Origin of the sequence: Palleronia caenipelagi (assembly GCF_007004065.1) — a bacterium.
GTDB classification, from domain to species: Bacteria; Pseudomonadota; Alphaproteobacteria; order Rhodobacterales; family Rhodobacteraceae; genus Palleronia; species Palleronia caenipelagi.
On record NZ_VFSV01000013.1, the window covers coordinates 19,409 to 31,316 of the forward strand.

An 11,908-nucleotide genomic window follows, 5' to 3' on the forward strand; every position below is an offset into this window, starting at 1 on the left:
CCTGCCGAAGGGACGGCGCAGAGTTTCAGAGATGCGGGAAAATCCGGTCCGGCGTAGCTGGGAAATCGCGGATCCGCACACCGCAGGCATTGTAGATCGCGTTCGCAACCGCTGCAGCGGCACCACAGAACCCTAGCTCACCGATGCCTTTTGCCTGCATCGGGTTCGCCATGTCGTCGCGCTCGTCGATAAAGAGCACGTCCAGATCGCCCACATCCAGATGCACCGGAACGTAGTACTCGCCTAGCGTATGGTTGGCGATGTGACCGGTTCTCGTGTCGAACTCCAACCCCTCGTGCAGAGCCGAGCCGATGCCCCAGATCTGGCCACCATAGACCTGGCTGCGCGCGGTCTGCTCATTCAGGATCCGCCCTGCGGCCATGGCCGCCAGCATGCGACGGACGCGGACTTCGCCGGTCACGGTATTTACGGCGACCTCGGCAAAATGCGCACCATAGCCCGCCTGGTGCGTGCCCTTGGTGAGCTTGCCCTTGTCGATCTTGCCCTCCTCGGAGATCGGCTGATCGATCAACTCGCTTAGGGCCGAGCGCTTATTGCCGCCGGTCGCCATGCCGTCCTTGAGAGTCAGCGCTTCTTCTTCGCAGCCCATGCGCTCGGCCAGCGTCTTGCGGATGGCGCGTGCGGCGATCAGCACGGAAGATCCCGAAGACGTCGCGCCCCAAGAGCCTCCGGACCCCGAGGCGGTCGGGAAATTCGAATCGCCCAGATGGACGGTGACGCTCTCCGTGGGCAGCCCAAGTGTCTCGGCGGCGATCTGGCCGAGAATCGTGTATGTGCCCGTGCCGATATCGGTCATGTCGGTCTCAACCACGGCCGTCGCATCCGGGTTCAGGGTCACCCGCGCGCTGCTGGGCATCAGCAGGTTGGCGCGGGCTGCGGCTGCGACGCCCATGCCGATGAGCCACTCGCCCTCGCGCCGCGTTCCGGTGGGCTGCCGCTGATCCCAGCCAAAGGCCTCCGCCCCCTGCCGGAGCGAAGAGGCCATGCCGTTGCTGGAGATCGGTTTGCCATTGCCCGGATGCACCTCAGGGATGTTGCGGATGCGCAGGTCAATCGGATCCATCTCAAGCGCTTCGGCCAGCTCGTCCATGGCGGCCTCAAGTGTCAGCATCCCCACCGCTTCACCCGGTGACCGGACGTCCCCAGTAGCGGGACTGTTCCGCCGCGCCATGTAATGGGCGCAGTAGCGGTTCTCGCCCGCGTAGAGGAACCGCGTGGCGGCATCGACGGGCTCGGCATGGCCTTCGCCGGGCAGGTTAGACTGCCAGTTCACGTGGGAGATGCCGGTCAGGCGCCCGTCCTGATTGGCCGCCAGCCGGATGTGCTGGCGGGTCTCGGTGCGGCGGATGGTGGTGTCAAACACCTGCGGGCGGGTGAGTACCACGCGCACCGGGCGACCCAGATCGCGGGCGGCCACGGCGGCGCCGACGCTGTCCGGGCCGATGCCGAGTTTGCTGCCGAACCCACCGCCCACGTAGGGCGACAGGAGCCGTACCTGCTCCGGTGGAACGCCGAGAGAATCGGCGAGTTCGTTGCGGTTGAAGCCCAGCATTTGCAGGGAGCTGCGCACCGTCACGTGGTCGCCGTCCCAGCTGGCGATCGAGCCATGCAGTTCCATGGCCCCAGAGTTGTGACCCTTGGTCGTATATTCCAAATCGACGCTCTTATGGGCCGCATCCATGGCCGCATCCACGTCGCCCAGTTCGATGCCGACCTTGAGTTCCCAATCGTCGTACTCCGACAGGTCGGTCACGGCGTCATCGTCGCGCGTGTATGAGACCTTGAGAGCAGCCGCCATATCGCGGGCCTGCTCGAAGGTTTCGGCGACAACCAGCGCAATCGACTGGCCGAGATAGTCGACTCTGTCGCCGGGCTGCACAGGGTTGGTGTTCAGCGTCCCCCGAGCGGAATTGCGGACGAGGTTGTCGGTATAGAGCCCTAGAAAGCCGTCCATTCCGGCAATCGAGTCCCGGTCGATGGTAAAGTGACCCTTGGGGATCGCGGCGCCGACAAAGACCCCGTGGGCCATGTCGTCCATTTGCCATTCAGCGGCGTAGGTCGCTTGCCCGGTGACCTTCAGCGCGCCATCGACCCGCGGGATCGGCTTGCCCAGAACGCCCTGTTGGGTCTGGTCGAGGAACCGGGGCTGCGGGACGTCCATCTTCAGTTCGGTGGTCATGCGCTCTCTCCGGTCAGGTCGTTGAGGACAGCGATCAGGGTGCGGCGGGTGAGCGGGATCTTGAAATCATTGCCGCCCGCGCCCTTGGCTTCGGCCAACAGCCGGTCTGCCGCTTTACCAAACAGCGCCTCTGAGGGCGCCTCGCCGATCAGGATCTCTTCGACGGCTCCATCCCGCCATGGGCGTGGGGCCAGACCACCAAAGGCCAGCGCGGCATCGGAAATCTTGCCATCCTCCATGGCGATCCGTGCCGCGACAGAAACCAGTGCGAAGGCGTAGGAGGAGCGGTCGCGAACCTTGCGATAGGTTTGCCGTCCGGCGGCTGGAGCAGGCAGGTGGACCGCGGTGATCAGGTCGCCGGGTTCCAGCACCGTTTCGCGGTCGGGTCGGTCGCCCGGCAGCAGGTAGAAGTCATCCAGCGCGAGACGTTCGGTCGTCCCGTCGGCGCGGGTCACGGCGATTTTGGCATCCAGCGCGCGCATGGCCACAGCCATGTCGGAAGGGTGCGCGGCCAGACAATGCTCTGACGTGCCCAGGACGGCCAGCATCCGGGTTACCCCACCCTGCGCGGAGCAGCCCTCGCCGGGGGTGCGCTTGTTACAAGCCTGATGCGGCTCGTAAAAATACGGGCAGCGGGTGCGCTGCAGGAAGTTGCCGCCGGTGGTGGCCTTGTTGCGGAGCTGCTGGGTCGCGCCGGACAGGAGCGCGCGGCTTAGAAGCGGATAATCGGTGCGGATCCGCAGATCAGCGGCCAGTTCGGAGTTGCTGACCAGCGCACCAATTTTCAGCCCGTCGCCCTCGGTGGAGATCCCGCGCAGGTCAAGGCGGTTGATGTCCACCAGCTTTTCCGGCGTCTCCACCTGCAATTTCATCAGGTCAATCAGGTTTGTCCCGCCTGCGATGAATCTCCCGGCGGCCTCATGGGCCGCGTCGGCGGTTTCGGGGCGGACGTAATCGAAGCTCTTCATTCCGCAGCCTCCCTTTGCTCTGCCGCCGCCTCAAGGATCGCGTCCGCGATTCCTTTATAGGCGGAGCAGCGGCATAGGTTGCCGCTCATGCGTTCTTTCAGCTCTTCGATCGTCAGCTCGGCCTTCGCGCTCAGATCTTCAGTCACGTGCGAGGGCCACCCTCGGGCGATCTCCTTCAGCATTGCGTGGGACGACATGATCTGCCCGGGGGTGCAGTAGCCGCACTGGAATCCGTCATGCTTTACAAACGCGGCCTGCAGAGGTGACAGATTTTCCGGCGTGCCAAGGCCCTCGATGGTGGTCACTTCGTCACCATCATGCATGACCGCGAGGCAGAGGCAGGAATTCACCCGCTCGCCGTTCACCAGCACAGTGCAGGCGCCGCATTGGCCGTGGTCGCAGCCTTTCTTGGTGCCGGTCAGGTGCAAATGATCCCGGAGCGCATCGAGCAAGCTCGTCCTCGGATCCAGATCCAGCGTCCGGGGGGTGTCGTTGACGGTCAGGCTGACGCGCATGGTAACCTCTCTCCCTGCAAGTCATCCGTTACATAGGACGGTGCAGATAGAAGTCCCGCAATATTTCGTGCGACATCTGGCGCTTGGTCGTCAGATCGGCAGGGGGTCGGTTTCGCCGCTGTCCTCCAGATCCCAGACCGCCGCCCATTGGCCCTCGCGCCGCCGCAGCAGCAGATAATTGCGCTGGGCGACATAGGGGCGCGTCTGGCCGGGTAACGGGTGCATCCGGATTGGATGGCCCTTGAGCGGCGCTTCGCCGAGACGGGCCAGCCAGCTCAAGGCAATCGCCATCTTTTCCGGTGGCGCAGGGTGCGAGATGCCGGAGGCCACGAGCTGATGCATATGGCCGGTGTCGGTCTTCATCGTCGCGCGCATGGCAAGGTGGATTTCACCCGACAGCACAGCCAGCGAGGTCTCTTCGCCATCATGGACGGCCATCAGGGCCCGAAGAAACCGGCACCATTCGTCCCGATGAGCGTAGCTCTGCCACTGGTCACGCAAGTCATCTTCGTACTCTTCCATCCGCCGGGTGAGCTTCATCGCCCGTTCGACCCAGGAGAGCCGGGGCCCGAGCGCGGGCACGGACGAGATCAGCAGGGTCTGCGCCTCGGTGCTGTGGAGCAGGCTATCCAGATCGGCCCAGCTATGGGCATCCATCACCTGTCGCTTTGTCCGGGTGGAGCGAAGATCCGGCGCGATCACACTCAGTCCCGGCAAATCCATCCGCCAGGAGAACGCGCTGGTTCGGCCGGAGCAAATCTCGGGGTGCTCATCGCCACGACAGCCAAACTGGAACAGCAGAAACGCCTCCCGCGCTGCCTCGAACAGGATTGTGGCCAGCTCGCTGTTCTGAGCCTTTTGAGGCAGCGATCCCCAGCCATCGCAGATGTCGTGGTCATCCCACATACACAAGGACGGAACGCGGGAAACCACGTCTCCATAACCGGCCTGCGCGCGTTGGGTGGCGTAGCGCAGAAAGAACCCATTGGCGAGCGTCTCCCGCAGATCATGCCGCTCGGCGGCGGAGATCTCCTCTGGCACCTCGTCAGGCCATTTCGCCGACAAGGGATGCGATTCCGTCACCTCATCGGCGTAGATCTGATCTCCCCCATGCAGCAGCAGGTGCACCGGCTCATGGCCCATCCGCCGGTGAAGTCGCGCCCACATGAGGTTGCGCTCCTCCTCTGACCTGTCGAGATCGCCTCTTTCCTGCCCGTTGCAGGAGGTGAATGCGACAGTCATGTCGCCCTCGTCGGGGATCGCGACCTCATAGGCCGTGCCGTCAACCTCGTAGCGGGGATGGCTTTCGGTAACCACAATCTCGCTGCGCCAGAGCGTCGTGCCCGCGCGGGTCGTCAGGGCTTCCACCGGCACTCTGTCGGTGGTGCGGATCACCGGCGCGGGGCTGTCTGCGGGTCGCAGGCAAGTGACAGCCAGTCGCAGGGCGCCGCCCTCGGCAGCCCGCAGAAAGAGCATGGGTCCGGAATGGATCGCGTGTATCGACATGCTCCACAGGTAACCGCGGTGTCGGCGGATGCAACGGTGTTTTCCAGTCGCCATGCCCGGATCGCGCGGATAAGGAAATCCCATGACCGCTCTTTTTGATCTTTTCGCGATCTGTGCGCCCGGGCTTGAGACGTATCTCGCCGATGAAATGCACGATCTGGGCTTTGTGCCGGGTGAGATCACCCCCGGCGGTGTGGCATTTCAGGGCGGCTGGCCGGAGATCTGGCGGGCCAATCTAGAACTGCGGGGGGCGACGCGGGTCCTGTTGCGCATGGCCAGCTTCCGCGCGATGCATGTGGCGCAGCTCGACAAGCGCTCCCGGAAGGTCGACTGGGCCGCGTTCCTGCGCCCTGACGTGCCCGTCAAGGTTGAGGCAACCTGCCGGGCCTCCCGCATTTACCACGCCGGTGCTGCCCGTCAGCGCGTGGCGCGGGCGATCACCGAGACGCTTGGCGCGCCGGTGACAGAAGACGCGGAGCTGGTCGTAAAGGTGCGGATTGCCGATGATCTGGTGACGATCTCGGTGGATACCTCCGGAGAGCCGCTTCACCGTCGTGGCTACAAGGAGTGGACGGGCAAGGCGCCCATGCGCGAAACGATGGCGTCCTCCATCCTCCGTGCCTGCGGATATACCGGGACGGAGCCGGTGCTGGATCCCATGTGCGGCTCGGGGACTTTCGTTCTCGAAGCCGCCGCAATTGCTGCTGGCCATCAACCCGGAGCGGAGCGATCCTTCGTTTTTGAGAGTTTGGCAGGCTACAATGCCGTTTCCGTTGCCGCCTTACGGCGTGCCTGGAACGCGCCCGAGAGCTCTGTGCGCTTCGTTGGCAGCGACCGCGATGCCGGTGCGATCCGCGGGGCTACGGCCAACGCAGCCCGGGCGCATTTGGCGGGTGTGACCGAATTTCTCGCTAGACCTGTTTCCGAGATCGTGCCCCCTGATGGGCCACCCGGTCTGGTTATAGCGAACCCACCCTATGGCGCACGGATCGGCAATCGGCGCCCGCTTTTTGCCCTTCACGCTTCCCTCGGCGCGGTTCTTCGGGAACGGTTCGCAGGCTGGCGCGTCGGGATCGTTACCTCGGATGGAGGACTGGCGAAAGCCACGGAACTGCCGCTTACCGTTGGCCCCGATATCGCCCATGGCGGCCTGAGGGTGCGCCTCTATCAGGCGCGGATCTCCTGAAAACGCGCCGCGCCGACATGGTCGGTCGGGGTTTGGGTATTTTGAAACACAAAGAATAGGAGGATAGCACCTTGCTTCTTTGTGTTCACAAATACCCATCCGACAGTTGAAAAAGACGGGGCGGATCAGCCGATCGCGCCGCGTGGGCCGTCACCGACCTGTCCGCGGTGAAGGAGCAGGTGATCGAGGATCACAGCCGCAGCCATTGCTTCGCCGACGGGCACTGCGCGGATGCCGACGCAGGGATCGTGGCGGCCTTTGGTGACGATCTCGGTGGGTTGACCGTCACGGGTGATGGTCTTGCGCGGGGTGAGGATGGAGCTGGTGGGTTTCACGGCAAAGCGCACGATGATGTCCTGGCCGGTGGAGATGCCGCCGAGGATGCCGCCCGCGTGGTTGGAGTTGTAGACCGGGCCGGATTCGCCCATCTCAATTTCATCGGCATTTTCGGTGCCGGTGAGGCCAGCAGACGCCATGCCTTCGCCAATTTCGACGCCTTTGACCGCGTTGATCGACATCATCGCGGCGGCGAGGTCGGTGTCGAGCTTGCCATAGATCGGCGCGCCCAACCCGGCAGGAGCGCCGGAGATGCGCACCTCAATCGCGGCGCCGACGGAATCGCCGGACTTGCGCAGGGCGTCGAGATAGGCGCCCCACACCTCGGCGGCTTCGGGATCGGGGGTCCAGAAGGGGTTTTGTGGGATCTGTTCCAGGTCGAAATTCGCCGGATCGGCTCGGTGTGGACCCATCTGGACCATATAACCCACAATATCGATCTCGGGGGCCAGCACGGCTAGTGCACGGCGCGCTACCCCGCCCGCAGCTACGCGCGCCGCTGTTTCGCGGGCCGAAGACCGACCGCCGCCGCGCGGATCGCGGATGCCATATTTCTGCCAGTAGGTGATGTCCGCATGGCCGGGGCGGAATTTCTCGGCGATGTCACCGTAATCCTTCGACCGCTGGTCAGTGTTGCGGATCATCAGCTGGATCGGGGTGCCTGTGGTCTGGCCTTCGTAGACGCCGGACAGGATCTCCACCGCGTCGGGTTCCCGGCGCTGGGTGGTAAAGCGGTTCTGGCCCGGTTTGCGCTTATCCAGCCAGTGTTGCAGGTCCTCTTCGCAGAGCGGGATGCCGGGGGGGCAGCCATCGACGGTCGCCCCGAGCGCCGGCCCGTGGCTCTCGCCCCAGGTCGTGACACGGAACAGGTGGCCGTAGGTGTTCATGCTCATGCGCTCGCTCCCGGTTCTGGCAAGTCCTGTTACGCGGGAGCAGCGGGGGCCTCAAGGGTCCCCGACCTCTCAATTGCCGAAGATCCGGCCCATCACATCGTTGATGATCCGCTCGGCCACATTGGCGGGCGTGTTGGGGACGCGCCCGATAAGCTTGTCATTGGGGGAGCGCACGATGCGGTCGTTATTCTGCGGTTGGGGTGCGGGTTCCGGAGCGGCCGGGGTGGTGGGACCCTCCATTGGCAGGGCATGGACCGGCATCCCATCATGGACCCGCAGCATCGTCTCGCGCCAGATTTCGGCGGGCAGACCGCCTCCGGTCACACCTTTGAGCGGGGTGTTATCGTCGTATCCCATCCAGACGCCCGCCACGTAATCGGCGGTGAAGCCCAGGAACCACGCGTCGCGGGCGGCCTGGGTGGTGCCGGTCTTGCCCGCAGCGGGACGTCCGCCCAGTTGTGCGCGGGTGCCGGTGCCCTCGTCGATGACCTTGCTCATCATATAGACCAGTTGCCGCGCGGCGGAGGTGGAGATCACCCGCTCGCCCAGGCCGCCGGTCTGACCGATGATTGGGCTGCTCTCACCCTTCATTCGCAAGTCGAGGATGCCATAGGGCGTCACCGAGGTGCCGCCATTCAGGATGCCCGCATAGGCGCCGCTCATCTCCAGTAGCGTCGATTCGGACACGCCCAGTGCCAGAGACGGCCCGTTGGCCAGTTCGTTGTCGATGCCGAAATCCGTCGCGACGCGGCGGACATTGTTGCGGCCCACGGCTTCGGAGACCTTGACCGCCGGGATATTCAGGCTGTCTTCCAGTGCCTCGAGCATAGTGACCCGACCGCGATAGTTGCGGGTGTAATTTTCGGGCTTCCAGGGGCCGGAGCCAGGGACATTGATTGTCGTGGGTTCGTCAACGACCGTGTCGAGCGGCGAATAGCCAAGCTCAAGCGCAGTGGCGTAGACGAAGGGCTTGAAGGCTGAACCCGTCTGGCGTTTTGCCATGATGGCGCGGTTGAACTGACCCGCCACGCCCTTGAAGCGGCGTCCGCCCACCATCGCGCGCACGGCACCGTCGGCGGACATGACCACGATGGCGGCCTGCGCTTTGGAGCCCGCTTTGACCTTGGTGTCGAAGACATGTTGCAGCGCCCGCTCGGCGGCGCGCTGGATGCGCTGGTCAAAGGTCGTGCGCAGGATCACGTCCTCGGTGGTTTTCGTGGTCAGGAAGTCGGGGGCCTGCGACATGACCCAGTCGGCAAAATAGCCGCCTGCCCTCGCCTCGGCCGCAGCCGAGAGGCGGGCGGGGTTCTGGCGCGCGCGCTGGGCTTCGGCGGTGGTCAGATAGCCCTGTTCCTCCATCAGCCGCACGATCACGGCCGCGCGGTTCTGGCTGCGTTCGAGGTTGGCGGTGGGCGCGTAGCGGGTAGGAGCCACGAGAAGGCCCGCCAGCATCGCCGCCTCTGCGGCGTCCACCTCATTGGCGGATTTGCCGAAATAGCGCTGGGCAGCGGCCTCAAAGCCGCGCGAGCCTGCGCCGAGGAACACCCGGTTCATATAGATCGTGAGGATTTCGTCCTTGGTGTATTTGGCCTCGAGCGCGAGAGCATAGACGGCTTCCTTGGCCTTGCGCCATAGGGAGCTCTCGCGGCAATCGGCCTCATATGCGGTCTCGTCTTCCCATTTGTCGGGGTCATAGGGCACGCCGAGGCAGATCAGTTTCGCTGTCTGCTGGGTCAGGGTCGAGCCGCCATGACCCGAGAGCGGCCCGCGTCCCTCGCTGAGGTTGATGCGGATGGCTGTCGCGATGCCGATGGGGTCCACGCCGGGGTGATATCGGAACCGTTTATCCTCCGTCGCGATGATGGCGTCACGTAGATAGGGGCTGACCGTCCCGGTGCTGATCTGCCCGCCAAACTGCTCGCCCCGCCACGCAAAGATCTCGCCGTTGCGGTCCAGCAGCGTGACCGACCCGCGGGAGCGCCCGTCGAGGAGCGCCTGATACTCGGGCAGGGTCGAGTAAATGTAGATCACCGCCGCCCCGATCATCAGCGCGACGATGATGCCGCCGCGGAGCATCAGCGCCATGAACAGGCGGAACACCCAGACGAAAGGTGCCGCGATCCAGCCCAGAAGACCGCGCCTGCGCCGCGGACCGCCACGACGGCGGCGCGTGCTGCGGCGCGGCGCCTGTTTGGCGCGCGCCGGGGAGGCTTTGCGGGATTTTGTCGTGCTCCGGCGGGTACGTTTCGGGGCGACGAGCCGTTTCCTGGCCATGGGTTCGGGTCCGTTTGGTCTGCTCTTTTGCGGGTCTTATACCCTCGGAGGTGGTGACGGAGAACCTCCAACGCAACGTCCTCGGCGGATATGCACCGCCCAAAAAACAGGCATCTCCCAAAAATTGCGCACAAATTGTGCAAGTTTCGCCTTTGCCGTGTTCGCTGCGCCTGCGGAATCATTGCTGCACTGCCGCCAGAGAGCCGAACTGGGTCGGAGGCGCTCACGCGCTGCCCGCAGCATGAGAGGGACCAACGTGAAACTGATCATAGCAGCCATCAAGCCGTTCAAGCTCGAGGAGGTGCGCGAAGCCCTTACCGAGATCGGCGTTCGCGGCATGATGGTAACAGAAATCAAGGGGTTCGGAGCCCAATCCGGCCATACCGAGATCTATCGCGGCGCCGAATACGCGGTGAATTTCGTGCCGAAGGTCAAGCTGGAGATCGTCGTTCCTGCTGAAATGGCCGAGCAGGTGGTCGAAACGATCCAGACCAAGGCCCGCACCGAGAAGATCGGCGACGGCAAGATCTTCGTCCTCGATGTCGAGAGCGCGATCCGTGTCCGCACGGGTGAACGCGATATCGACGCCGTCTGACGCAACTGAACCACTCCGAGAGAAGAGAAACATCATGAGACTTTTCAAGACACTTGCCGCGAGTACCGCGCTGATGCTGCTCCCGGTGGCGGCTGCGGCGCAAGAGGCCGCGGCACCGGGGTTCGACGAGATCGGCCCCTATATCATGACCACCTTCCTGTTCCTGATCTGCGGATTCCTCGTTTTCTGGATGGCGGCGGGCTTTGCCATGCTGGAGGCCGGGCTGGTGCGGTCGAAGAACGTCACAATGCAGTTGACGAAGAACATGGCCCTCTTTGCCATCGCCGCACTGCTTTATTACGCGGTGGGTTATAACCTGATGTATCCGGGCGACGGCTGGGCCATGGCCGGTTGGCTCGGCACCCTGTTCAGCCCCGCCTCGCTGGAGCCGGTGGGTCTCGCGGCGGCGGATGCGGATCTGGGATATGCCTCGGTGGCCTCTGACTTCTTCTTCCAGCTGATGTTCTGCGCCACCACCGCGTCGATCGTCTCGGGCACCCTCGCCGAGCGGATCAAACTGTGGCCGTTTCTGCTGTTCGTCGTCGTGCTGACGGGCTTTATCTATCCGATCGAGGCGTCCTGGCAGTGGGGCGGCGGCTGGCTGTCGGAGAAGGGCTTCAGCGATTTCGCGGGCTCGACCCTCGTCCACGCTGCCGGTGGCTTTGCCGCGCTGGCCGGAGCCATCGTCCTTGGGCCGCGCATCGGCAAGTATCGCGGTGGCCGCGTGAACCCGATCCCGGGCTCGAACCTGGCGCTGGCAACCCTCGGGACCTTCGTGCTGTGGCTGGGCTGGTTCGGCTTTAACGGTGGATCGCAGCTTGCGGCGGGCACCGTGGGCGATATCACCGATGTGGGCCGGATCTTTGCCAACACGAACACTGCCGCTGCGGGCGGTGCGGTGGCGGCGCTGATCCTGACCCAGATCCTCTACAAAAAGCCCGATCTCACCATGATCCTGAATGGCGCGCTGGCGGGTCTGGTCTCGATCACCGCCGAACCGCTGATGCCGAGCCTTGGGGGCGCAACCCTGATCGGTGCCGTGGGCGGTGTTATCGTGGTCTTCGTGGTGCCGATGCTCGACCGGATGCAGATCGATGATGTGGTTGGCGCGATCCCTGTGCACCTCGTGGCCGGTATCTGGGGCACGATGGTCGTGCCACTGTCGAACCCCGACGCGTCCTTCGTCACACAGGCCATCGGTGTGCTGGCCATCGGGCTCTTCGTCTTCGTCGTGAGCTTTATAGTGTGGACGGTGATCGACAAGGTCTTTGGCATACGGGTGCCAGAAGAGGACGAGATCAACGGTCTCGATGTGGCCGAGCTGGGCATGGAAGCCTACCCTGATTTCGGTAAGGGCTGAGATACCCCCCAAGTGTGAAAACAGAAGATGCCCGAGCCATGGCCCGGGCATTTTCTGTTTGGTCCGTCAGGTCCG

9 protein-coding genes are annotated in these 11,908 nt (G+C 64.2%); 3 read left to right on the plus strand and 6 right to left on the minus strand.

Translation table 11 applies throughout. The features are described 5' to 3' along the window. Positions 1–25 precede the first annotated feature (25 nt). From FEV53_RS09530 to FEV53_RS09545, 4 genes are all read right to left on the minus strand, one after another. Positions 26–2,200: a xanthine dehydrogenase family protein molybdopterin-binding subunit gene (locus FEV53_RS09530; protein WP_142834585.1), complete on the minus strand. Its 2,175-nt coding sequence runs from the start codon at positions 2,198–2,200 to the stop codon at positions 26–28. Then, positions 2,197–3,168 carry an FAD binding domain-containing protein gene (locus FEV53_RS09535; protein ID WP_142834586.1) on the minus strand — a complete coding sequence of 324 codons (972 nt, stop codon included), beginning with the start codon at positions 3,166–3,168 and terminating at the stop codon, positions 2,197–2,199. Before FEV53_RS09535 ends, FEV53_RS09530 begins: the two co-directional genes overlap by 4 nt. Then, complete coding sequence (locus tag FEV53_RS09540; protein ID WP_142834587.1) at positions 3,165–3,683, minus strand: 2Fe-2S iron-sulfur cluster-binding protein; 519 nt, start codon at positions 3,681–3,683, stop codon at positions 3,165–3,167. The genes FEV53_RS09535 and FEV53_RS09540 overlap by 4 nt, the downstream gene beginning before the upstream one ends. Positions 3,684–3,773: 90 nt before the next feature. After that, positions 3,774–5,273 carry an alkaline phosphatase D family protein gene (locus tag FEV53_RS09545; protein WP_246100771.1) on the minus strand — a complete coding sequence of 500 codons (1,500 nt, stop codon included), beginning with the start codon at positions 5,271–5,273 and terminating at the stop codon, positions 3,774–3,776. Here FEV53_RS09545 and FEV53_RS09550 point away from each other — a divergent pair. Beyond that, complete coding sequence (locus tag FEV53_RS09550) at positions 5,272–6,375, plus strand: THUMP domain-containing class I SAM-dependent RNA methyltransferase (RefSeq protein ID WP_142834588.1); 1,104 nt, start codon at positions 5,272–5,274, stop codon at positions 6,373–6,375. The genes FEV53_RS09545 and FEV53_RS09550 overlap by 2 nt on opposite strands. A gap of 125 nt (positions 6,376–6,500) precedes the next feature. On the opposite strand, the gene aroC is transcribed toward FEV53_RS09550, so the two are convergent. Both aroC and FEV53_RS09560 read right to left on the minus strand, forming a co-directional pair. Then, positions 6,501–7,604 (minus strand): chorismate synthase, encoded by a 1,104-nt coding sequence (gene aroC / locus FEV53_RS09555; RefSeq protein WP_142834589.1) that lies wholly within the window; start codon positions 7,602–7,604, stop codon positions 6,501–6,503. Positions 7,605–7,673: 69 nt separating this feature from the next. Beyond that, the gene (locus tag FEV53_RS09560) at positions 7,674–9,878 is read right to left on the minus strand and encodes a transglycosylase domain-containing protein (RefSeq protein WP_142834590.1); all 2,205 of its coding nucleotides are present in this window, start codon (positions 9,876–9,878) and stop codon (positions 7,674–7,676) included. Between the two features lie 256 nt (positions 9,879–10,134). Here FEV53_RS09560 and FEV53_RS09565 point away from each other — a divergent pair, with 256 nt between their 5' ends. Together FEV53_RS09565 and FEV53_RS09570 are read left to right on the plus strand one after the other, a co-directional pair. After that, a complete protein-coding gene (locus FEV53_RS09565) occupies positions 10,135–10,473 on the plus strand; it encodes a P-II family nitrogen regulator (protein WP_142834591.1) in 339 nt (112 codons plus the stop codon). A gap of 34 nt (positions 10,474–10,507) precedes the next feature. Beyond that, positions 10,508–11,833, plus strand: coding sequence for an ammonium transporter (locus FEV53_RS09570; RefSeq protein ID WP_185962156.1), 1,326 nt, complete (start codon positions 10,508–10,510; stop codon positions 11,831–11,833). The last annotated feature ends 75 nt before the right edge of the window (positions 11,834–11,908 follow it).